Here is a 22621-nt window from a genome sequence, read left to right on the forward strand (position 1 = left end):
GTACTCCGGGACACGGCGAAGCCCGGGCGGCGAACCGCCCGGGCTCCGCCGTGGGTCAGCGGGTCGCCGGCATGGTGGCGAACTCGCCGGCTAGCTCCGACTCGATGATCGTCGCGGGGGACGGCCGGCGACCGGCCGACGCCCGCCGGGCGGACGGGACGGTGAGAGCCGCGAGCGCGGCGGCCAGCGCGATGGCCGTGAGAACGAGAAACCCGGTGGTGAAGCCGGCCTCCCGGGGCAAACCGTTGGCCTGCGGGTGCGCGGTGATCACACCGCTGACCACCGCGGCGCCGATGGCGCCTCCGATGGTGCGGATGTTGGCGTTCATGCCGGTCGCCACGCCGGTCTGGCTGGCCGGCACGCTGGCGACGATCAGGTTGGCCATCGACGCGAAGGCCAGTCCGATGCCGAGGCCGACGAGGCCGCCGGCGATGCCGACCTCCCAGCGGGTGTCGTGCGCCGCGGCGAGCATCGCCGAGGCGGCCACGTTGAACGCGGCGCCGGTGGCGAGCTGCGCCTTGGCGCTGAAGACCGCCTGGAGTCGGCCGGCGATCAGGCCGGCGACGAACATCGCGACGAGCATCGGCAGCATGAGCAGACCGGCCTGGCTGATGCTCGCGCCGAAGCCGTAGCCGGCGGCGGTCGGGGTCTGCACGAACTGCGGGAGGAACGCGTACACGGAGAACATCGACGCGCCGTAGAGCAGGGCGACCAGGTTGGTGGTCCAGACTCCGGGCAGGCGCATCATCCGCATGTCGATGAGTGGGTTCTTCGACCGCAGTTCGGCGACCAGCCAGCTGACCAGCAGCAGCACGGCGAGCGCCAGCAGGCCGAGCACCCGGGTGGAGGTCCAGCCCCAGGTCGCGCCCTGGCTGATCGGCAGCAGCAGCGCCACCAGCCAGCCGGAGAGCAGCAGCGTGGCCCGCCAGTCGATGCGCCCGGGGGTCCGGACCGGCGACTCGGGGACGAACAGGTGGGCGGCCACGGCGGTCAGCCCGACCACGACCATCGGGATCCAGAACAGCCAGCGGTAGTCGAGCGTGGTGACGATCGGGCCGGCCAGCACGATGCCCAGCCCACCGCCGACGGCGACGATCGCCGAGATGGCGGCCACCGCCGTGGAGACCCGTGCGGCCGGGAACTCGTCGCGGATGATGCCGAACGACAGCGGGAAGACCGCTCCGCCGATGCCCTGTACGACCCGGGCGAGGATGAGTACGCCGATGTTCGGCGCGATGGCGGCCAGCAGGCAGCCGAGCGCGAGTGCGGCGAGCGAGACGACGAGCATCCGCTCCTTGCCGACCATGTCACCGACCCGTCCGAGGATCGGTGTGAAGATCGACGCGGAGAGCAGGTAGGCGGTGAGTACCCAGGTGACTGTGTTCTGGGAGGTGTGCAGATCCTGCTGGATGGTGGGTAGCACCGGGGTGATCAGCGACTGGAGCATCGCGAAGAACCCGGCACCGGCCGCGAGCACGGTGAAGGTGAGCCGACGCGAGCCGCGTCGGGAGGTTGTTGCCACGAGAGAGAACTCCCTGATTACGTACTGAGCCCGTCGTTTGCGACGGGCAGGGCTGTCGGGTCCGGGCGATCGGGGTGGCCAGGCGGCGATCGGGCAGATCCCGAGGTAAGCTAACCGGAGGCAGGCCTCCGGGGGTTCCGGAGGGGTGCCTCCACTAAGTTAGCGGAGGGATGCCTCCGGATGCAACCAGGGTGAGGTGACGCACGTCATGACCAGCGCGGGGCAGGCGCCCGAGGTCTTCGCCCGACGGCCCAAGCGGGCCGATGCGCGGCGTAACTACGACGCGCTGATCGCGGCGGCGCGCGAGGCGTTCGCCGAGAACGGTGCCTCCGCCTCCCTGGAGGACGTCGCACGACGGGCCGGGGTGGGCATCGGCACGCTCTACCGCAACTTCCCCAGCCGACGGCACCTGTTCGAGGCCGTCTACGTCGAGGAGGTCCGGGCGCTCAGCCGCTCGGCCGAGGACCTGGCCGAACTGCCCCCGTGGGACGCGCTTGTCGCCTGGCTGCACCGCTTCGTCGCGTACGTGGCCACCAAACGGGCGCTCGCCGAGCAGTTGTTGCAGGACTCGGAGATCTTCACCAGCTGTCGGACGGAGATCTACGCCGCCGGCGAGCCGCTGTTGCGCCGCGGCCAGGATGCCGGAGTGGTCCGGGCCGACATCGGCTTCGACGACGTGGTGCGACTGATCAGCGGCCTCACCATGGGGCAGTTTTCCTCACCCGGGCAGCGCGACCGGGTGCTCGGCGTCGCGTTGGACGGCCTGCGCGTCACAGTGCGCTGACCCGGCCTCAGCGGTCGACCAGCAGCAGCCACTCGTCGTCGAACCGTTGCACCACAGTGCCCGCCGGCCAGCGGTGACCCAGGTCGACAACCGCCCGGGCCTGGTCGACGTACGGTTGCTGGCTGAACTGTGCGTCGCGGAAGCTGGCCATGCTGTGGAACCAGGCCCGGCCGAAGTTCGCGGCGTCGGTGAAGCGGGCCCCGTCGAACAGCGCCTCGGCGCCGAACACCGTCCAGCGGAACGCCACCATGTGCCGGAAACGCACGGAGTGGAAGTCGGCCGAGGCGCCGAACTCGGTGTGCTCCATCGACAGGGCGCCGTCGAAGACGCTCTCCTGGAACGTGGTGGTGTCCGCGAAGCGGGTCGCGTCGAAGCTTGTCGGCTGACCGAAGGTCGCCCGCCGAAACGACGTCGGGCCGGCGAAGCTGACTCGCTGGCAGGACAGGCCACCGGCGAAAGCGGTCCCGTCGAAGCTGGCCAGACCGCCGACGCGAGCGCCGTCGAGCATGACCTCGCCGTCGGCGGCGAGCCCCTCGAAGGTCACGTCGCCGAAGGACGCCGCCCCGAGCAGGAGACGCCCCCGGGCTGTCGCGCCCGCGAAGGTGGTCGTGCCGGTGAACGCCGCCGCCGTGAAGTTCGCGTCGACGAGTGTGCACCCCGAGGCGTCGAAGTCGACGAGCGTGGCACCGGTCAGGTCGAGCGTCAGCTCCGGCCAGTGGGCCGCGTCGTCCGCGCGCAGGTGCCCGGTGAGCGCGCGCTGCGCGGTGCGCCGGACCTCCGTCTCGCGCGTTTCGCCGTCCGGTGCCGGCATCCGCAGGTACGCGCAGAGCACCGCCGCGATCGTCGGGCGCTGCCCCGGATTGTCCTGACCGAGGCGCTCCAGCGCGTGCAGGCCGCCGAGGCGTACCGCCGCGCTGTCGTTGCCGAGCAGCTCGACGGCCCGGGTGTAGAGCTCGGTCAGCCGGCGCTCGGCCGCGTCGTGTTCGGCCGCCCCGGCCTGGCGGTCCTGCTGGCGCTGCGCCGCCTCGGCCACCGCCTCGGCGTGCGCCTGCACCCGGTCCCGGTGCGCCTGGTCGCGGGCAGCGACGCGCTCCTGGTGCCGTTGCGCGCGTTCGGCGATCCACTGACGGCGGGCGGCCAGCAGCAGGGCCAAACCTCCGCCGGTGCCGGCGACCACTGTCAGACCGGTGCGGATCGCGTCGATGCGCAGCGTGGCCCGGGTGTCCGCCTGGCTGGCCCGGTCGGCCTCGGTGAGCAGCAGGCCCAGCACCAGCCAGCCCAGGGCGGCGGCGACAAGCAGGCCGACAAGCACCAGCCACCAGGGCATCACCCGTAACTGGCGCTCGGGAGGTTCGTCGGCGACCACTGCCACAGCATGCCATTCACGGTCACCGTCCGGAGGGTGTGTCACGGGCTGTCGGTGCACTGTGGAGTTCGTGCGGGTGGTCCCGACCGGACCACCCGCCCGGGGGTGCGACGGCGAATGTCGGGTGCGTGACGTTCCTGGGAAAGGGGGTGCCGGACGACAGACGTGCTCGATAGCCTGCTGCCGCTGTCCAATCGCGACAGACGTGACGTCCCGGAGGAGCAGCGCGCATGACCGAGCCGCACACCGTGCCGCCGGAGGGCACCCCGCCGACAGTGCCGCAGCTCGACGTACGGGCGGCCGAACCGCCAGCGAGCGCAGCACCGCCGTCGACCGGGGGGTTCGCCGACCGGCCGCCCGGCTACCCCAGCGCGCTGCTCTGGCTGCGCGCCGGGATCCTGCGGGACTGGCGGGGCGTGCTCGGCGCGTTCGTCGCCACCTGGTTCTACCTGCCGGTCGCGCTGCTCCTGGCGTTCTGGAGCGGTCTCGTCTTCGCCGTGATCGGCCTCTTCGCCGGCGGGTTGGGCGCCGATGACCAGGTGCCCCAGGTGTTGCGCGACGCCCCGCTGATCGGCTCCCTGCTGGAGGCGTTCCTGACCCGCTCCGGCGGGGTGCTCGGCGGGATGGCCGGCTTCGCCGCCGGCTTCCTGGTCGGCTTCCTCACCGTGTTCGTGGTGCCCTGGCTGGGCGCCGAGAACGGGGTGCTCACGGTGGCCACCGGTCTGGCCGGCACGGTGGCCGCGGCGGCGCTGATCGGGCTGCTCTACACCCTCTACCGGGTGCTGCTGGAACCGCGCCTGCTGGTCGTCTCCGGTGCCCGCCAGCCCAGCCGCCGGGAGTACGCGCGGCTGCGCCCCGTGCTTGACGAGTGCGCCCGGCGCCTCGGCCTGCCCAGCGTGCCCCGGCTGCTGATGGAGGACGACCCGGTCCTGAGCAACGCCCGCACGTACGCGCGGCACGTGGTGGTCACCACCGCCGTGCTGACCGAGCCGGACGACGAGGTCGCCGCGCTACTCAGCCACGAACTTGTGCACTGGCGCACCGGCGACGAGATCACCAGCGCCTTCGTCCGTGGGGTCGGCCTGCCGCTCACCCTCGCGCACGCCCTGCCGACCTGGCTGATGCGGACGTTCCCGCACCCGGGCACCAACTTCGTGGTCTTCCTGTTCTTCTGGCCGGTGCTGCTCACCATGCGCTACGTGGTGCTGCCGCTGCACGCCCGCGACGTGCGGGCTGCCGAATACCGGGCCGACCTCGGCGCCGTGCTCACCGGGCACGTCGACGGCATGCGGCGCGTGCTGGAGCGGCGGCTGTCCTTCGAGACCGGCCGCAGCGGCTGGGACGAGGCGGTCTGCGCCACCCACCCGCCGCACGAGCTCCGGCTCGACGCCCTGGAGCGGGCGTCGGTCGCCGGGGTGTCCGCCGGAGCGGACCAGCCGGTCACCGCCGAGCGGCTGTTCGGCCACTCCGGTCCGGTCGGCACCCGGCGCACCTGGCTTTTGGTCGGCACCCTGCTGCTGGCGGCCTGCGTCGGCACCGGCGGGCTCGGCGTGGTGCAGTGGGCGTTCTTCCGACCGCAGGCGACGATCGACGGATACTTCTCCGCGCTCGCCGACCGGGACAGCGACGCCGCCCTCGGCTTCCTCAACTATCCGATCGGTGACGCCGACCGCAAGCTGCTCGGCCAACTGCTGCGCGGCGAGGGCTACCGGCCACCTACCGACATCGACATCACCAAGCTGGAACGCAACGGCGACCGCGCCGACGCCACTGTCACCTACCGGTTGGCCGGCGAGCGACGCACCGCCGGTGTCACGCTGCACCGCGCGGACGAGGCCACCGCCGGGCTCTTCCACGGCTGGCGGTTGAGCGGTGGCCTGACCTCGCTCGACGCCCCGTTCGCCGGCCCCGGCGCGCAGCTCAACGGCGTGGCGCTGCCGGGCGCCGCCGACGGGCCCGCGGTGCTGCTGCTGCCCGGTGAGTACGCCGCGACCGGCCCGGCCAGCGCGCTCAGTGAGACGCCGGGGGAGACCGTGGCGGTCGGCCCGGAGCAGGGCAGCGCGACCCTCCAACTGGCCCCGGTGCTCAAACCGGCCGCCGGCGAGGCCGTCCAGGCCCAGGTCCGCGCGTGGTTGGACGAGTGCGCCAAGCAGACGGTCGCCGCACCGCCGGGCTGCCCGTTCCGCTACTACGGGGGCTCCGCGCAGAAGGTCACCTGGAAGATCCTGGAGTACCCGCAGATCACCGTCGAACTGACCGAGCCGGCCAGCGCGCGGGTCGCCACCCCGAACGCGACCCAGGGCAAGGTGCAGGTAAGCGGCACCAACACCTACTTCGGTGGCGACTCACCGTTCACCGACGAGGACGAGTTCACCGTCACGGGCACCGCTACCGCCGACGGGGACACCGTCACCTTCCGCCCCACCCCCAACTGACCGGGAGAGACAGTGACCGACAGCGACTCCGTCGCGCGACACCCCGTACGGCTGACCATCAGTCCGCGGCACCGGCAGCCGCCGCCGGTCAGCCTGCTCGACTGGATCCGGCGCAACCCGCAGTACCAGCCGGTGGTCCGCCAGGCCGGCGGCGGCGGGGGTCGGCCGGGCTTCACCGACGCGGTCCTCATCGCGGTGCTGGCGCAGGGGCTGCTCCCGGGCCTGTTCAACCTGTTGCAGTCCTGGGTCGACCAGCAGCGCACCGAGGCCAGCGTCCGGATCCAGGCCGGGGACACCGAGGTGGAACTACAGGTGAGTGGACGCACCGACTCGGCTCGCCTGCTGGCCCAGGCGACCGAGGCGCTGCGGGCCGCCCGGGAGCCTGGCCCGGACACCGCCGACTGAAGCCGGCGGTGTCCGCACCGGCCGGTCAGCTCGCCTTGGCCAACGACTCGAACTCGTCGTCGGTGAGCCGCACGTCGGCCGCGCCCACGTTCTCCTCCAGGTGCGCCACCGAGGACGTACCGGGGATCGGCAGCATCACCGGCGAGCGGCGCAGCAGCCAGGCCAGCGCGAGCTGCGCGGGCGACGCGCCGTGCTCCGTGGAGATCGCGTCCAGCGGGCCGCCCGGCTTGGCCAGCTCACCGGTGGCGATCGGGAACCACGGGATGAACGCGAGGTCGTTGCGCTCGCAGTACTCGAGCACGTCCTCGGCGCTGCGGTTCGCGAGGTTGTACAGGTTCTGTACGGAGGCGATGTCGGTGATCGCGCGGGACTCCTCGATCTGCGCGACGCTCACCTCGGACAGCCCGATGTGCCGGATCTTGCCCTCCTGCCGCAACAGCGCCAGCTCACCCAGCTGATCGGCGAGCGGCACCTTCGGGTCGATCCGGTGCAACTGGTAGAGCGGAATCGCGTCCAGGCCGAGGTGGCGCAGGCTCAGCTCACACTGCTGGCGCAGGTACTCCGGGCGACCCAGCGCCCGCCAGTCGCCCGGCCCGGAGCGGCTCAGCCCGGCCTTCGTCGCGATGACCAGGTCGTCGGCGTACGGGTGCAGCGCCTCCCGGATCAGCAACTCCGAGACGAACGGCCCGTACGAGTCCGCTGTGTCGATGAACGTCACGCCCAGCTCGACGGCCCGGCGCAACACCCGCACCGCCTCGGCCGGGTCCTTCGGGTCGCCCCAGACACCGGGCCCGGTGATCTGCATCGCCCCGTAACCGAGCCGGTTGACCGTGACGTCACCGCCGATCCGGTACGTGCCGGACGCCTTCGCGGGTTGCTCACTGATGTTTGTCGCCATTGGTAGATCATCCCCCGTGGCCCGGCCGGCACACCGGCTGTCGCCCGAGTGTGTGCGCGGCCACGTCATCCGCCCCGCCGGGACCAGTTGCCGGCAAGCGCCCGGTACGGCCCGGGCGTACGTGCGACGCTGGCGGGGCCGGTGCCGTTCGGCGCGACGGCGGAGGGAGCACCCATGGCGGGAGTGCCGCAGGTCAACTTCGCGCTCGACACGTACGAGTGCATCGTGATCTACCCCGGCGCGGCCGGCCGGGTCCTGCCCGCCGAGACCGTGCAGCGGTTGCAGTCGGAGCACGCCGAGCACATGCAGGCGTTGCAGCGCAGCGGCATCATCCTGGTCGCCGGCTCGATCGACGGGCCGGCCAGCAACCCGGAGCCGCCGATCGGCTTCGGGCTGGCCCGCACCGGCAGCGTCGACGACGTCCGCAGCGTGCTGGAAGCCGACCCGGCGGTGCAGGCCGGGCTCTACCGGGTGGACGTGCTGACCTTCCTCTGCCCGGCCGGGTCGCTGGAGTTCCCCCTGATCAAGACCGAGAGCTGAGCTGTCGCCCAATCGACGGTTGTCGTGATGGCGACGGCGCTCGGCGGTGTGCCGGTGTTACTGTCGCGCCCTGCCAGGGCCGCCGCCGGGGCGCACCCGGAAGCGCGGGGTCGGGCCCCGGTCGAGGAGTCGCCATGATCTCCGCTACGACCCCCGTGACCTGCTCACCGCGGTGCCCACCCTGCCGCCGGAGGGACGCCCACGGTGAGCCTTCCCCGGGAGCACCCCGACGGCGCACCCCGGCGGAGGCGTACGATTCCCGGCGCGCGGTCGCCGTTGCCCGTCGCCACAACGTTCCCGGTGCGGTTCCGCCCGCCGGCCCGACGCGCACCGCGCGTCGTTGGACACATGTTCCGCTGCCTGCAATGGGTCGGCCCCGAGTCCGACCTGAAGGAGAGACTAGCCTGATGGGCGTGACACGCCGCGCGAAGATCGTCTGCACTCTTGGTCCCGCCACCTCGTCCCCGGAGCGCATCCGGGGTCTCGTCGAGGCCGGCATGAACGTGGCGAGGCTCAACTTCAGCCACGGCAGCCACGCCGACCACGAGGCGGTCTACCGACTGGTCCGGGAGGCGTCGGAGGCAGCAGGTAAGCCCGTCGCCGTCCTCGCCGACCTGCAAGGCCCCAAGATCCGGCTCGGTCGGTTCGCCGACGGCCCCCACGAGTGGCGCACCGGCGACTCGGTCGTGATCACCGGCGACGACATCCTCGGCACCAAGGATCGGGTCTCCTGCACCTACCGCAAGCTGCCGCAGGAGGTCAAGCCCGGCGACCGCCTGCTGATCGACGACGGCCGCGTCGCCGTCGAGGTCACCGACGTCACCGGCAACGACATCCGCTGCCTCGTCACCGAGGGCGGCCCGGTCTCCAACAACAAGGGCGTTTCGCTGCCCAACGTGGCGGTCAGCGTGCCCGCCATGTCGGACAAGGACGCCGAGGACCTGCGCTTCTCCCTCGGGCTCGGGGTCGACCTGGTCGCGCTCTCCTTCGTCCGCTCGGCCGAGGACATCAAGCTCGTCCACAACATCATGGCCGAGGAGGGCGTGTTCCGCCCGGTGCTGGCCAAGGTCGAGAAGCCGGAGGCGGTGGATCACCTGGAGGCCATCGTGCTGGCCTTCGACGGCGTCATGGTCGCCCGCGGTGACCTCGGTGTCGAGATGCCGCTGGACGAGGTCCCGCTGGTGCAGAAGCGCGCCGTGCAGCTGTGCCGGGAGAACGCCAAGCCCGTCATCGTGGCCACCCAGATGCTCGACTCCATGATCGAGAATTCCCGCCCCACCCGGGCGGAGGCCTCCGACGTCGCCAACGCCGTGCTCGACGGCGCGGACGCGGTGATGCTCTCCGGCGAAACCAGCGTCGGCAAGTATCCGGTGCTCACCGTCAGCACCATGGCCAAGATCGTGACGACCACCGAGGCCGGTTCCATCGGGGTGCCGCGGTTGCAGCACGACCCGCGGACCCACGGTGGCGCCCTCACCGTCGCCGCCTCGTCGATCGCCCGCGCCATCAACGCCAAGGCCCTGGTCGCCTTCTCGCAGACCGGTGACACCGTCCGACGGCTGTCCCGCCTGCACTGCGACCTGCCGCTGCTGGCGTTCACGCCGGTCCCCGAGGTGCGCGACCAGCTCGCCCTCACCTGGGGCGTGGAGACCTTCCTGATGCCGTTCGTGCAGCACACCGACGACATGTTCCGCCAGGTCGACCAGGCGCTACTCGGCCTCGACCGGGCCAACCCCGGTGACTACGTGGTGATCGTGGCGGGCAGCCCGCCCGGCACCCCCGGCTCGACCAACACGCTGCGCGTACACCAGCTCGGCTCGCTTGTCGACGCGGCGTCGGCGCGGGCGCTGCAGTGAGCGACGGTCGGGTCGCGGTCGGCCAGGCGGCGGTCGACCAGCTGCTGGAAGTGCTTGACCTCGACCCGACCGGGGCCATGGCCTTCCGGGGGATGAGCCCCCCGGTCGGCCCACAGCGGGTGTACGGCGGCCAGGTCGCCGGTCAGGCCCTGGTCGCCGCCGGCCGCACCGTCGACCCGGAGCGGTTCGTGCACTCGCTGCACGGCTACTTCGTCCGCCCCGGCGATCCGGTCGAGCCGATCGCGTTCCAGGTGGAGAACATCCGCGACGGCCGGTCCTTCTCGGTCCGCCGCGCGGTCGCCCTCCAGCACGACAAGCCGATCTTCTTCATGTCGGCGTCGTTCCAGCGGGCCGAGGAGGGCCTGGACCACCAGGTCACGGCCCCGCTCGACGTGCCGCCGCCGCAGGACGTCCCGACGATGACCGACCGACTCTCCCGGTACCCGGAGCGGCTCGGCATCTGGGGGCAGATCCCGCGGCCGATCGACGTCCGCTACGTCGGTGAGCCCGGTTGGGTCCGTCCCGGCGACCGGCCGGCCGACCCGCACCAGCGCGTCTGGATGCGCATCGACGGCAAACTGCCTGACGATCCGCTGCTGCACGCCTGCGCGCTCACCTACGCCTCGGACCTCACCCTGCTGGACTCGGTGCTCTCCGCACACGGCGAGGTCTGGGGGCCGGGTGGGCTGGTCGGCGCGAGCCTGGACCACGCGCTCTGGTTCCATCGGCCGTTCCGGGCCGACGAGTGGTTCCTCTACGACTGCCTGAGCCCGTCGGCGTCCGGCGCTCGCGGGCTGGCCACCGGCCGGATGTTCACCACCGACGGCCAGCAGATCGCCAGCGCCGTCCAGGAGGGTCTGCTGCGCCGGGTGGGCGCCTGACGCCGACGCGGCGTCCCCGCCAGTCCCCGGGTGGTGCTCGCGCCGCTCAGGCCTGGTGGATGGCCTCGCCGGCGATCTCGATCTGCACCGTCTTGCCGACCAGGACCCCGCCGCTCTCCAACAGCACATTCCAGAGCAGGCCATAGTCTTCGCGGTCGATCTCGGCAGTCGCGCTGAATCCGAAGATGTTCTGCCCGTACGGATCACGACGGGCGCCCCCGAAATTCACCTCCAGGTCGACGGCCCGGGTGATTCCTTTCACTGTCAACTCACCGGTCAGCACGAATCGCCCGGGTGTGCCCTCGGACTGCGGCGGGACAATCGGACTCCGGCCGCGTCCACCGAGCCGGTGGTTGCGCAGGCGGGCCCATTGAAAGATGGGCGCCTCCTGGCCCTGCCATTTGATTCCGGTGCTTCGATATTCGAGGGTGGGATAGCGTTCCACATCGAGGAAGTCGGCACTCTTCAGATGGGTGTCCCGGTCGATGCTGCCGGTGGTGATACTCGGCGCGGAGACGGTCGCCGTCACCGCCGAGAGCAGCGGATCCTCCGCCACGACGATCTGCGCGGTCGCCTCGGCGAACTCGCCACGCACCGGGCTCACCATCATGTGCCGGGACAGGAAACCGATCCGCTTGTGCGCCTGATCCAGAAGATAGGTGCCGGCCACCGGGATGGTCATGCCATCCCAGGTGCGTGTGGCGATATCGGTCATCGTGTTGCCTTCCCCCGATGTGTATCAATGTGCTTCCCGGCGCCGCTGCGGTGGTCTGGCGATCGCGCCCCCGCCCAGCATAAGGACGCCCCACACCGGCATTCCGTCACCCACCTTAACGGTGGATCATGGCGCGCTTTGACTGGTCCTCGTCGACGTCCGGAACCGACGTGAATGGCACGCCTTTCATCGATGCTTATTCGATCGGCCGAGGGTCGCCCGTCCGGCCGGTTGAGCGGGGGCTAACCTTGCCGACATGCGCCTCTCCGCCCGGGTCGACTACGCCCTCCGCGCGGCCGCCGAGCTTGCCGCGACGGCCAGTGGTCCTGGGCGCGGCCGGCCCGTCACGGCCGACCAGATCGCCCGTGCCCAGGAGATCCCGCCGAAGTTCCTGGAGAGCATCCTGCTGCAACTGCGTCGGGGTGGCATCGTGCACGCCCAGCGCGGCCCGGAGGGTGGCTACTGGTTGGCCCGCCCGGCCGAGGAGATCTCACTCGCCGAGGTGATCCGGGTGATCGACGGACCGCTTGCCCACGTTCGCGGGCAGCGCCCCGAGCAGCTCGGCTACCACGGCCCGGCGCGTGCCCTCCAGGAGGTCTGGATCGCACTACGGGCCAGCGAACGGGAGATCCTGGAGCTGGTGAGCGTCGCCGACGTGGCCGCTGGCACGCTGCCCGCGCGGATCACCGAGCTGGTCGCCGACCCGCGCGCCTGGATCTGAGCGCAGGCTTCCAACCCCGGCCCGGGTGCCCGTCCCGACCCGGCCGGTCCGCGTGCGGCCGGCCAGCCCCGCCCGGCCGGCCTGCCCGTCTGCCCGGCCCACCCGTGCCCGGGTGTCCGCCGTGGCCCGCGCCATGCCTGGCGCACGGTTCGCACTGACCGCGTCGCGTCGCATCGGCGGCGTCCCATCCACCGATCTGAGGCTTGACCCCGGGCCCTCGGTGCCGCATTGTCGACCAAGTCGATAGGAGATGCCGAAAACTCAGGGGGCGCTCGTGCGCAAGCTGCTGGTTCTCGCTCTGGTCGGGCTCGTCGCGCAGCTGATCGACGGCTCGCTCGGCATGGCGTACGGGCTGACCTCGTCCACTCTGCTGCTGGTCGCCGGGGTCGCCCCGGCCGCCGCCTCGGCCTCGGTGCACCTGGCCGAGATCGGCACCACGCTCGCCGCCGGTGTCGCGCACTGGCGCTTCGGCAACGTCGACTGGCGGGTGGTCTCCCGCATCGCCCTGCCCGGCGCCATCGGTGCCTTCGTCGGTGCCACAGTGCTCAGCTCGATCTCGACCGAGGCCGCCGCGCCGTGGATGGCCGGCATCCTCTTCACGCTCGGCGCGTACCTGCTGGTCCGCTTCGCCCGACCGCTGCGCACCGACCGGGCCGGCGGCCGGCTCCGCGGACGTTTCCTCGGCCCTCTGGGCCTGGTCGCCGGCTTCGTCGACGCCACCGGCGGCGGCGGGTGGGGCCCGGTGGCCACCCCGGCACTGCTGGTCTCCGGCCGCATGGAGCCCCGCAAGGTGATCGGCTCGGTGGATACCGCCGAGTTCGTGGTGGCCGGTGCGGCGAGTGTCGGCTTCCTGATCGGGCTGGGTTCCGAAGGGTTCCTGTTGCCGACCGTCGCCGCGCTGCTGATCGGCGGGCTCATCGCCGCCCCGCTGGCCGCCTGGCTGGTGCGCATCGTGCCCGCCCAACTGCTCGGCGCGGCGGTCGGCGGCGTGATCGTGCTGACAAACGCCCGCACGCTGATCCGCTCCGCCGGACTCGACGGCCCGGTCCGCCCGGTCACGTACGCCCTGTTGGCCGCCGGCTGGTTGGCCGCCCTGGTGTTTGCCGTGCGCGCCCTTCGCCGCACCCGCCGGGCCCGCGCCGAGGTCGCCAAGGCCACCGAGGCCACCGTAAGCGCAAGATCGCGGCCGTCCAGCCTCGTCGATCATGGAGTTATGGCGCCTGACGTGCGGTGATCCGGGCACTTTGTCACCCACCACGATTCCATGATCGACGAGGCAGGAACAACGATCGTCGATGTTGCGGGACGGAAAGCGCTTGCCTTACGATGCGCGGGGAGTCGGATCCGCGGGTGCCAGGGCGTTCACCCCCGATCAGATCGCCGTCCGCCGCCGCAGCGGCGGGACGGGTCCACCGCGCGTTCCGGGCCGGGCCGGTGGGCCGCCGCGATCACCTGCGGATCCTCGGAGGCAGTGCATGCACCCGTCCAGACATCGGCTGATCCTGCTCGCCGGAACGACGGCGGCCGCCGTCGTGGCCGGCACGCTCGGCACGGTGGTCGCCTCGGCCGCCGCTGTCGGCTGCCGGGTCGACTATCAGATCACCAACCAGTGGCAGGGCGGCTTCGGCGCCAACGTCACGGTCACCAACCTCGGCGACCCGGTCGACGGGTGGGCTCTCACCTGGTCGTACGCCGCCGGGCAGCAGGTCAGCCAGGCGTGGAGCGCCGCCGTCACCCAGTCCGGCGCCCAGGTCACCGCACGTAACGTCGACTACAACGCCGCCATCGCCACAAACGGCAGCGCCGGGTTCGGCTTCAACGCCTCGTGGACCGGCAGCAACCCGGTGCCGACAAGCTTCGCGCTCAACGGCACCACCTGCACCGGCGCGCCGGCCACCGACGGACCGACCACACCGGCACCGACCACGCCACCCCCGACCACCCCACCGCCGACCACGCCACCCCCCACCACGCCGCCACCGACCACCCCGCCACCGGCCGGGGCGAAACAGCTGGAGAACCTGGACCGAGGGTTGATAAGCGTTCGCTCCGGCAGCGGCAACCTGGTCTCCTGGCGACTGCTCGGCACCGAGACCTCCGGGGTGGCGTTCAACCTCTACCGGGGCTCGACCCGGGTCAACGCCAGCCCGATCACCGGCGCCACCAACTACCTCGACGACGGCGCGGCGGCCGGCTCGGCGTACACAGTGCGGGCCGTGGTCGGCGGCGTCGAGCAGGCGGCGTCGGCGCCGGCCCTGCAGTTCGGGGCGGGTTACCTGGACGTGCCGTTGCAGGTCCCGGCTGGTGGCACCACGCCCAGCGGGGAGACCTACACCTACAGCGCCAACGACGCCTCCGTCGGGGACCTCAACGGCGACGGCAGCTACGAGATCGTGCTGAAGTGGGACCCGTCGAACGCCAAGGACAACTCCCAGTCCGGCTACACCGGCAACGTCTACGTCGACGCGTACACCCTGACCGGCACCCGGCTGTGGCGGATCGACCTGGGCCGCAACATCCGCGCCGGCGCCCACTACACCCAATTCCAGGTGTACGACTACGACGGCGACGGCCGCGCCGAGGTGGCCATGAAGACCGCCGACGGCACCCGCTCCGGCACCGGTCAGCTCATCGGTTCGTCGTCGGCGGACTACCGCAACTCCAGCGGCTACGTGCTGTCCGGCCCGGAGTACCTGACCATGTTCAACGGCCAGACCGGCGCGATCGCCTCCACAGTCAACTACGACCCGCCGCGCGGCACTGTGTCGTCCTGGGGTGACTCGTACGGCAACCGGGTGGACCGGTTCCTCGCCGGCACCGCCTACCTGGACGGAGAGCGCCCCTCGCTGATCATGGCCCGGGGCTACTACACCCGCGCGGTCATCGCGGCCTGGGACTTCCGCAACGGCACGCTTACCAAGCGCTGGACGTTCGACTCGAACTCCTCCGGCAACGGCGCCGCCGCCGGCCAGGGCAACCACCAGCTCTCCGTGGCCGACGTCGACGCCGACGGCCGCCAGGAGATCGTCTACGGTGCCGCCACCATCGACGACAACGGTCGGCTGCTCTACTCCACGGGCAACGGGCACGGCGACGCCCTGCACGTCGGCGACCTCGACCCGGGCCGCGCCGGCCTGGAGGTGTTCAAGGTCGACGAGGACGCGAGCAAGCCCAGTTCCTGGTTCGCCGACGCCCGTACCGGTCAGATCCTCTGGTCCACGCCGGCCTCGGGTGACAACGGCCGGGGTGTCTCCGCGGACATCTGGGCGGGCAGCCCCGGTGCCGAGTCGTGGTCGTCGGCGGTCAACGGGCTGGCCAACACCAGGGGTCAGAACGTCGGCCGCAAGCCGTCCTCGGCGAACTTCCTCGCCTGGTGGGACGGCGACCCGGTGCGGGAGCTGCTCGACGCCACGAAGATCGACAAGTACGGCACCGGTGGCGAGACCCGGCTGCTCACCGGCAGCAACGTGGCGTCCAACAACGGCACCAAGTCCACGCCGGCGCTCTCCGGCGACATCCTGGGCGACTGGCGTGAGGAGGTGATCTGGCGGACCACCGACAGCCGGGCGTTGCGCATCTACAGCACACCCACCCCGACCAGCACCCGGATCTACACCCTGATGCACGACCCGCAGTATCGGGTGGCGATCGCGTGGCAGAACACCGCCTACAACCAGCCGCCACACCCGGGGTTCTTCATCGGCGACCAGATGGCCAGCCCACCCACCCCGAACATCTATCTACGTTGATCTGACCCCTGGTGGTCCCGACCGGGGTCGCCTAGGGTGGCAGGCACCGGGCCGCAGCCGCGGAATCCGCTCAGCTCCGGCCCGGTGCGCCACACCGCGGCATTCCCGACCCGTCCCGACCGGGAATGCCGTACCACCACCGGCACCAACATTAGGCAGCGTCGGGGTCGCTGGGGTGACGCTGACGTGAAGATCGTGTTTCATGCCTCCCGGCGCAGACCGCCCGCCACCTGCTCGGCGATCAACTCGTACGACCGCACCCGGTCGGCGACGTCGTAGACGAGCGTGGTCAGCATCAGCTCGTCCGCGCCGGTGCGCTCCACCAGCTCGGTGAGCTGCCGGCGTACGGTCTCCGGCGAGCCCATCGCCTGACCGTCGCGGCGTTGCAGGACGAACTCCCGCTCGATCTCGGAGTACGGGTACGCCGCCGCCTCGTCGGGGGTCGACAGCGGCTCCGGCCGTCCGGAGCGCAGCTTCAGGAACGACAACGCGCTCGGCCCGGCCAGCCACTCGGCCCGCTCGTCGGTCTCCGCGCACACCGCGTTGACCGCCACCATGGCGTACGGCTTGTCCAACCACTGCGACGGCCGGAAGTTCTGCCGGTACAGGGCCAACGCCGGCAGGGTGTTCGCCGAGCTGAAGTGGTGCGCGAAGGAGAACGGCAGACCGAGCAGGCCGGCGAGTTGGGCGCTGAACCCGCTGGAGCCCAGCAGCCACACGGCCGGCTGCTCGCCCCGACCCGGGGTGGCGACGATCTGCCCCGGCTTCTCCCCGCTGAAGTAGTTCATCAGGTCCGCCAGCTCGCGGGGGAAGCCCTCCGCGGACAGGCCCTCCATGGTGCGCCGCAACGCCAGCGCGGTCACCTGGTCGGTGCCGGGGGCCCGCCCGATGCCCAGGTCGATCCGACCGGGGTGCAGCGCCTCCAGGGTGCCGAACTGCTCGGCCACCACCAGCGGCGCGTGGTTGGGCAGCATCACCCCGCCCGAACCGAGGCGGATCGTCGACGTGTTCGCCGCCAGGTGCGCCAGCAGCACCGCGGGGGCCGAACTGGCGATCGCCGGCATGTTGTGGTGCTCGGCCACCCAGAACCGGCGGTAGCCCAACTCCTCGGTGCGTCGCGCCAACTCGGTGGTGGCTTCCAGGGCCGCGCCGACAGTGGTGCCCTTGGCGACCGGGGCAAGATCAAGAACAGACAACGGTACGGTGATCACACGCTTGGCCAACCCGTCGGCGGCCGGCTTTGTTCCGACCTGCGGATTTTCGTCGGCCAGCTCACCCGCTGCTCAGCCCATCCCGCGCGCCTGCTCGAAGATCAGACTGGTCTGGGTGTGCTGCACCACAGGGTCGACCGCGAGGTGGTCCAGCACGAAGTCGCGCAGCGCGTCACCGGACGCCGCCCGCACGTGCAGCACGTAGTCCTCCGCACCTGCCACGTGGAACACCGAGACCACCCCCGGCAGCCGCACCGACCGGGCCCGGAAGGCGTCCACCGCCGCCCGCTCGTGCGCGGTCAGCCGCACCGACACCAGCGCCTGCAACGGCAGGCCGAGCGCGGCCGGGTCCACCTCGGCGTGGAAACCGCGGATCGCGCCCCGCTCGCGCAGCGTCCGGGTACGGGTCAGACACGTCGACGGGGCCACCCCCACCCGCTCGGCGAGGGCGTTGTTCGGCAGCCGGCCATCGGCGGCCAACTCGGTCAGGATCGCGCGATCCACCTCGTCCAGGGCCGGGTACGGCCGCAGATCGTTCGGCGCAGGAGACATTCCGCCATCCTCGCCCGAATCCTGAACCGAAACCAGCGGCATCGACAGAATCATCTGCCGAGGCATTGCCTGTCGGACGGTAGATGTTCGACGCTACCGGCATGACAACGATGGACACCCGGGCCGTACACGCCGGTCGTGACGACCTCCGCACCCTCGGTGTGCACGTACCGCCCATCGACCTGTCCACCACCAACCCACTGCCCTCGGTCGAGGACGGCGGCGCCGCGTACGAACAACTCGCCACCGGTGGCACCCTGCCCAGCGAGGGCGGCGCCGTCTACCAACGGCTCTGGAACCCCACAGTCGCCCGCTTCGAAACCGCCCTCGCCGAGTTGGAGGGCACCGCGCAGGCCGTCGCCTTCGCCAGCGGCATGGCCGCCCTCACCGCCACGCTGCTCGCCGCCGCCCGCGACGACCGCCGGCACGTCGTCGCCGTCCGACCCCTCTACGGCGGAACGGACCACGTCCTCGCCACCGGCCTGCTCGGCACCACAGTCACCTGGGCCCGCCCCGACGAGGTCGCCGCCGCCATCCGCCCCGACACCGCGCTTGTCATCGCCGAGACGCCCGCCAACCCCACAGTCGACCTGGTCGACATCGCCGCCCTCGCCGCCGCGGCCGGCGACGTCCCACTGCTCGTCGACAACACCGTCGCCACCCCGGTCCTGCAACAACCCGCCCGGCACGGCGCCACCCTGGTCCTGCACAGCGCCACCAAGAGCATCGGCGGACACGGCGACGTCCTCGCCGGCGTCGTCGCCTGCGACGCCGACTGGGCCGCGCGACTCCGTCAGGTCCGCGCGGTCACCGGCGCGATCCTGCACCCGCTCGGCGGCTACCTGCTGCACCGCGGCCTACAGACCCTGCCGCTGCGGGTCCGCGCACAACAGGCCAGCGCCGAGAAGCTCGCCGGCTGGCTCGCCGACCACCCCGCCGTACACCGGGTGCACCACCCCTCGGTGCACGACCCGGCGGCGCTCGTCGGCCGGCAGATGGCCGGACCCGGCAGCCTGCTCGCCTTCGAGGTACGCGGCGGCGCTCCCGCCGCGGCGACCGTCGCCGGCGCCTGCCACCTCATCACCCACGCGGTGTCGCTCGGCGGCGTCGACACCCTCATCCAGCACCCGGCGTCGCTCACCCACCGCCCCGTCGACGGCGACGCGAAACCCGCGGCCGGCCTGCTGCGTCTCTCGGTCGGCCTGGAAGACCCCGAGGACCTGCGCGCCGACCTCGCCCAGGCACTCGACACGATCGCCTGATCAGCGCAGTTCGCGGTTGCCCAACACCCGGATCGGGGAACCCTGCCGAGCCACCCGCAGCATCGCCCGACCGATCCCGTCGGTAGTGGTGACCTGGTTCGGCAGCAACCGACGCAGCACCGGGAACAGCGGACGCGTCACCGCGTAGCCGATCCGGTAGCCGCGGATCCGCGACACCGCGCCGTAGGTCGGCTGGATGAACCCCGGACGCGCCGCGTAGCCGTTGGGCAGCAACTCCATGATCGCGTTCTCGGTACGGCCCTTGACCCGCGCCCACATCACCCGACCCCGACCCGACGAATCCGTCCCGACCCCCGAGACGTAGACGAAGGTGACCTGCGGGCTCACCTCGGCCAGCAACCGCGCCGCCGCGAGCGGGTAGTCGTAACTGACCCGGGTGTACGCGGCCTCGTCCAGACCCAGCGAGGACACCCCCAGGCAGTAGAAACACGCGTCCACGCCGGTCAGCTCGGCGCGGAGCGACGCCAACTCGCCCACGTCCGCGACTGTCAGCTCCCGCAGCTTCGGATCGTGCCGACCGGTCGGCCTCCGGCCGACGGTGAGCACCTCCCGCACGTCCTCGGCGAGCAGCGCCTCCCGCAACACACCCTGGCCGACCATGCCTGTCGCACCGAAGATGACCACCCGCATCAGCATCCACCCCTGTCGTCGACCACTCGGCTCATCCTGCTCGAAGGCGTGGTGTTCCGGACAACCGAGCGTCCCACCGGCGCGCCAGCGGGATCAGCACTTCGGGCCGACGTGCCGGTCCAGCGTGGCGACCGCGTCGCGTCGCGCCACCGACAGCGAGTTGCGCCGGTTCATCCGCCAGGCGACGCCCAGCAGGTCGAGGCCCCACTGGCAGAGCCGCATGATGTCGGCCGACTCGTTGACGAACATGTAGCGCGGATAGACGTACGCCTTGCCACGCACTGTCACCCGGTTGGCTGTTCGGCATCCGTCGGAGTGGAAGAGCCCGCGCAGGAAGCTGCCGGGATGGACTTCGAGAATCCGCCGTTGCCAGTCGGTCAGGACGATAGGTCGCTCGTGCTTCCTGCCCGGACCGTGCTGTGGCAGCAGGCACGGCCAGTGGGTGCCGTAACTCTGCACGCCGACGCAACCCTGTTTCTGGACCCGTTGCACCTTCGACGCCAGCACGGCTCGCATGGCCGTGTCGCACGCCTCGATCAACCCGGGCCACGCATGGGAACAGTAGATGCGCAGCACCGGGACGCGTGCCGCTGTCACCAGGTGGCCGTCGCCCAGGTAGAGACCGAGCAGGTAGGCGTAGGCGGCGAGGTCGGTCGGATTCTGGACATCCGGCCGGCACCGGAAGCACCGTAGCTCCGTGCCGCGCTTCACCGGCTCGGGTCGATCGACGCACCAGTGCCAGACCGTGGCATACGGCAACGAGAGCGTGCGAGCCACGGAGCGGACGGTGTGTCCGCGTGCGTGGAGAGCGCGGGCTCGTGCCCGTAACTGCGGTGGGTGCATCCGCACATCATCGAACAGGTGTATGACAAGGTGCCGGGAGCGGGATTCGAACCCGCAAGCCCTTTCGGGCAGAAGTGTTTGAGACTTCCGTGTATGCCGTTCCACCATCCCGGCGGGTGCCGCTTACTGTACCCGACTACTCTCATGCGGGAGCATGGGTGGTAGCCGTGCAGTGATCGATGGTGGGAGTGGCTGGTGGCTGAGATGCCGACGGATGCCGAGCGCAGGCGCGTGCTGATCGCCGAGGACGAGGCGCTGATCCGGCTGGACCTCGCCGAGATGCTTGTCGAAGAGGGTTACGAGGTGGTGGGGGAGGCCGGCGACGGTGAGACAGCCGTTCGCCTCGCCGAGGAGTTGAAGCCCGATCTGGTCATCCTCGACATCAAGATGCCGATCATGGATGGGTTGGCTGCCGCCGAGCGGATCGCCGGGGCCCGGATCGCGCCGGTGATCATCCTGACCGCGTTCAGCCAGCGTGATCTGGTGGAGCGGGCGCGGGCGGCAGGCGCGATGGCGTACCTCGTGAAGCCGTTCCAGAAGAGTGACCTGGTCCCGGCGGTGGAGATCGCGCTGTCGCGCTACTCCGAGGTCGCGGCCCTGGAGGCCGAGGTCGCGAGCCTGACCGACCGTCTGGAGATCCGCAAGGCGGTGGAGCGGGCCAAGGGCGCGTTGATGACCACGTACGGGATGACCGAGCCGCAGGCGTTCAAGTGGATCCAGCGCACGGCGATGGACCACCGGATGACCATGAAAGAGGTCGCCGAGCGGATCCTCGCGGAGACCGCCGGCGGCGAGGTGTCGCAGCAGCCGACCGTCTGATCGCTGTCAGGTGCTCGGCGGCGGGCGAACGGATCGATAGCATCACCCGCGTGTCGGTCCGACGTGTGGTCGCGGTGTCCGGAGTTGCCCTCACGCTGCTCGCGGGCTGCCCGTCCACTGAGGACCGGCGCCCGCCCGAACCGGTTCGCCCACGGTGGGCGTTGGCGGCTCTGCCGGTGCCCCCGGGTCCGCCGGGTCGGCTCATCGTTCGTGACGTGACCGCCTGTGCGGGTACGTGGTACGCGGTCGGTGCGGTGGGTGCGCCGGACGGCGCAACCCGGCCGGCGGCCTGGCGGAGCGTGGACGGCCAGGATTGGGCTCCTGTGCCGTTGCGACCGATCAGTTACTACGGCGAGCGGGCGATCCTCTACGCCGCCGGCTGCCACCAGGGCCGGATCGCCGTCATCGGCGCCCGCGCGGGTGGCGCGCACGGCAACCCACGGGTGCGGACGTGGCGGCCGGACACCGACGGTGCGTTGACCGAGGTGCCGGCGGAGTTCGAGCTGTACGGCGGACCGGACGCGGTGAGCGCGAGCCGCATCGCCGGTGGTGCCGCCGGATGGCTGATCGCGGGTGCCCGGACGGGCGGGGCGGCGGTGTGGCGTTCCCCGGATGCGGCCGGCTTCGCGTTGGTCGACGACGCTCCCGGGCTGGCAAGTGATTCGGGGCTGACCACCATCGCGACGGATGCGCTCGCGGTGCCTGACGGCTGGTTGGTCGGCGGCGCCGGTCGGCCGGCGGATCGGGCCGACCGTGATCCGTTCGTCTGGTCGTCGGCTGACGGTCGGGCGTGGACGCGCCTGGCGTTGCCGGCGACGGACGCGGACGAGATCGTGCAGCGTCTCGTCCGGGTGGGTGCCGTCGTGCACGCCCTCGGGGTGCGGGGGAGCGGCTTCCAGGCGTGGGCGTTTGAGCCCCGGGCCGGGTCGCCGGGGACGGCGACGGGTGCCGGCCAGTGGCGGGCGGTGGCCGGGTTCGGGGCGACCGGCACCGGCGCGGTGGCCGGGGTGGAGGCGGTCGCCGGCGGTGCTGGTGTGCTGCTGGCGATGACTGTGGCAGCCGATGGGCATCGGCTGTGGCGCTCCGCCGGGGACGGCGCGTCGTGGTTGCCGGTGGCGCTGCCGGCGGAAGTTTCCGCTGGTGGGGACACGTCGGCGGCGGTTACGGCGCAGGACGGTCGGATGGTTGTCACGATCGACGACGGGGTGGCGGCGAGACTGTGGTTCGCCCCTTCCGGGCCCGTCTGACGAGTTGTCGACACCCGCCGATGTGACATCTAAACGCGAAGTTCCCCGCCGCTGGTAACGGTTGAGTCAATGCCGCCTACGACACCTTACGGTGAGTAGTGCTTGTGGGATAACGTCCCGCCCCAGACCGGGTGAACGGTCCGGTCCGTTGTCGCCTCGGCGTT

General features: G+C 71.4%; 20 protein-coding genes and 1 tRNA gene. 12 read left to right on the forward strand and 9 right to left on the reverse strand.

Going from position 1 to position 22621, the window contains the following annotated elements; translation table 11 throughout:
* Positions 1 to 55: 55 nt before the first annotated feature.
* Entirely contained in the window at positions 56 to 1522 is a 1467-nt protein-coding gene (locus AB0B85_RS23710; RefSeq protein WP_357410748.1) for an MFS transporter, read from the reverse strand.
* A 208-nt stretch (positions 1523 to 1730) separates the two neighbouring features.
* Here AB0B85_RS23710 and AB0B85_RS23715 point away from each other — a divergent pair, with 208 nt between their 5' ends.
* Positions 1731 to 2306, forward strand: coding sequence for a TetR family transcriptional regulator (locus tag AB0B85_RS23715; RefSeq protein WP_357410750.1), 576 nt, complete (start codon positions 1731 to 1733; stop codon positions 2304 to 2306).
* A gap of 7 nt (positions 2307 to 2313) precedes the next feature.
* On the opposite strand, the gene AB0B85_RS23720 is transcribed toward AB0B85_RS23715, so the two are convergent.
* Positions 2314 to 3672: a pentapeptide repeat-containing protein gene (locus tag AB0B85_RS23720; protein ID WP_357410752.1), complete on the reverse strand. Its 1359-nt coding sequence runs from the start codon at positions 3670 to 3672 to the stop codon at positions 2314 to 2316.
* A gap of 230 nt (positions 3673 to 3902) precedes the next feature.
* On the opposite strand from AB0B85_RS23720, the gene AB0B85_RS23725 reads away from it, so the two are divergent.
* On the forward strand, positions 3903 to 6107 hold the full coding sequence (locus tag AB0B85_RS23725) for a M48 family metalloprotease (RefSeq protein ID WP_357410754.1): 2205 nt from the start codon (positions 3903 to 3905) through the stop codon (positions 6105 to 6107).
* Between the two features lie 12 nt (positions 6108 to 6119).
* The gene (locus AB0B85_RS23730) at positions 6120 to 6512 is read left to right on the forward strand and encodes a hypothetical protein (RefSeq protein WP_357410756.1); all 393 of its coding nucleotides are present in this window, start codon (positions 6120 to 6122) and stop codon (positions 6510 to 6512) included.
* Between the two features lie 25 nt (positions 6513 to 6537).
* Here AB0B85_RS23730 and AB0B85_RS23735 read toward each other — a convergent pair whose 3' ends face one another.
* Positions 6538 to 7410, reverse strand: coding sequence for an aldo/keto reductase (locus tag AB0B85_RS23735; RefSeq protein ID WP_357410758.1), 873 nt, complete (start codon positions 7408 to 7410; stop codon positions 6538 to 6540).
* A gap of 174 nt (positions 7411 to 7584) precedes the next feature.
* On the opposite strand from AB0B85_RS23735, the gene AB0B85_RS23740 reads away from it, so the two are divergent.
* The 3 genes from AB0B85_RS23740 (at position 7585) to AB0B85_RS23750 (ending at position 10687) form a co-directional block, all read left to right on the forward strand.
* Positions 7585 to 7950, forward strand: coding sequence for a YciI family protein (locus AB0B85_RS23740; RefSeq protein ID WP_357410760.1), 366 nt, complete (start codon positions 7585 to 7587; stop codon positions 7948 to 7950).
* Positions 7951 to 8357: 407 nt separating this feature from the next.
* On the forward strand, positions 8358 to 9806 hold the full coding sequence (pyk, locus tag AB0B85_RS23745) for a pyruvate kinase (RefSeq protein ID WP_357410762.1): 1449 nt from the start codon (positions 8358 to 8360) through the stop codon (positions 9804 to 9806).
* Positions 9803 to 10687: an acyl-CoA thioesterase II gene (locus AB0B85_RS23750; protein WP_357410764.1), complete on the forward strand. Its 885-nt coding sequence runs from the start codon at positions 9803 to 9805 to the stop codon at positions 10685 to 10687. Before pyk ends, AB0B85_RS23750 begins: the two co-directional genes overlap by 4 nt.
* Before the next feature lie 46 nt (positions 10688 to 10733).
* Here AB0B85_RS23750 and AB0B85_RS23755 read toward each other — a convergent pair whose 3' ends face one another.
* A complete protein-coding gene (locus AB0B85_RS23755) occupies positions 10734 to 11402 on the reverse strand; it encodes a YceI family protein (protein WP_357410766.1) in 669 nt (222 codons plus the stop codon).
* Positions 11403 to 11658: 256 nt separating this feature from the next.
* On the opposite strand from AB0B85_RS23755, the gene AB0B85_RS23760 reads away from it, so the two are divergent.
* From AB0B85_RS23760 to AB0B85_RS23770, 3 genes are all read left to right on the forward strand, one after another.
* Positions 11659 to 12123, forward strand: a complete 465-nt coding sequence (locus AB0B85_RS23760; RefSeq protein WP_357410768.1) for an Rrf2 family transcriptional regulator — start codon at positions 11659 to 11661, stop codon at positions 12121 to 12123.
* Positions 12124 to 12397: 274 nt separating this feature from the next.
* Positions 12398 to 13357, forward strand: coding sequence for a sulfite exporter TauE/SafE family protein (locus AB0B85_RS23765; protein WP_357410770.1), 960 nt, complete (start codon positions 12398 to 12400; stop codon positions 13355 to 13357).
* A gap of 241 nt (positions 13358 to 13598) precedes the next feature.
* Positions 13599 to 15872 (forward strand): cellulose binding domain-containing protein, encoded by a 2274-nt coding sequence (locus AB0B85_RS23770; protein WP_357410772.1) that lies wholly within the window; start codon positions 13599 to 13601, stop codon positions 15870 to 15872.
* A 200-nt stretch (positions 15873 to 16072) separates the two neighbouring features.
* Here AB0B85_RS23770 and AB0B85_RS23775 read toward each other — a convergent pair whose 3' ends face one another.
* Both AB0B85_RS23775 and AB0B85_RS23780 read right to left on the reverse strand, forming a co-directional pair.
* Positions 16073 to 17095: an LLM class flavin-dependent oxidoreductase gene (locus AB0B85_RS23775; protein WP_357410774.1), complete on the reverse strand. Its 1023-nt coding sequence runs from the start codon at positions 17093 to 17095 to the stop codon at positions 16073 to 16075.
* Between the two features lie 60 nt (positions 17096 to 17155).
* Positions 17156 to 17635: an Lrp/AsnC family transcriptional regulator gene (locus AB0B85_RS23780; protein WP_357410776.1), complete on the reverse strand. Its 480-nt coding sequence runs from the start codon at positions 17633 to 17635 to the stop codon at positions 17156 to 17158.
* Positions 17636 to 17718: 83 nt separating this feature from the next.
* Here AB0B85_RS23780 and AB0B85_RS23785 point away from each other — a divergent pair, with 83 nt between their 5' ends.
* Positions 17719 to 18897 carry an aminotransferase class I/II-fold pyridoxal phosphate-dependent enzyme gene (locus AB0B85_RS23785; RefSeq protein ID WP_357410778.1) on the forward strand — a complete coding sequence of 393 codons (1179 nt, stop codon included), beginning with the start codon at positions 17719 to 17721 and terminating at the stop codon, positions 18895 to 18897.
* Here AB0B85_RS23785 and AB0B85_RS23790 read toward each other — a convergent pair whose 3' ends face one another.
* The 3 genes from AB0B85_RS23790 to AB0B85_RS23800 form a co-directional block, all read right to left on the reverse strand.
* A complete protein-coding gene (locus AB0B85_RS23790) occupies positions 18898 to 19548 on the reverse strand; it encodes an NAD-dependent epimerase/dehydratase family protein (RefSeq protein WP_357410780.1) in 651 nt (216 codons plus the stop codon).
* 93 nt (positions 19549 to 19641) lie between these two features.
* Positions 19642 to 20325 carry a transcriptional regulator gene (locus AB0B85_RS23795; RefSeq protein WP_357410782.1) on the reverse strand — a complete coding sequence of 228 codons (684 nt, stop codon included), beginning with the start codon at positions 20323 to 20325 and terminating at the stop codon, positions 19642 to 19644.
* A gap of 97 nt (positions 20326 to 20422) precedes the next feature.
* A tRNA-Leu gene (locus AB0B85_RS23800) sits at positions 20423 to 20505 on the reverse strand.
* Between the two features lie 81 nt (positions 20506 to 20586).
* Between AB0B85_RS23800 and AB0B85_RS23805 the strand changes: the two genes are divergently transcribed.
* Both AB0B85_RS23805 and AB0B85_RS23810 read left to right on the forward strand, forming a co-directional pair.
* Positions 20587 to 21210, forward strand: coding sequence for a response regulator (locus AB0B85_RS23805; protein ID WP_088991522.1), 624 nt, complete (start codon positions 20587 to 20589; stop codon positions 21208 to 21210).
* 215 nt (positions 21211 to 21425) lie between these two features.
* On the forward strand, positions 21426 to 22457 hold the full coding sequence (locus tag AB0B85_RS23810) for a hypothetical protein (protein ID WP_357410784.1): 1032 nt from the start codon (positions 21426 to 21428) through the stop codon (positions 22455 to 22457).
* The last annotated feature ends 164 nt before the right edge of the window (positions 22458 to 22621 follow it).

Source organism: Micromonospora sp. NPDC049044 (assembly GCF_040649215.1).
Classification (GTDB): Bacteria; Actinomycetota; Actinomycetes; order Mycobacteriales; family Micromonosporaceae; genus Micromonospora.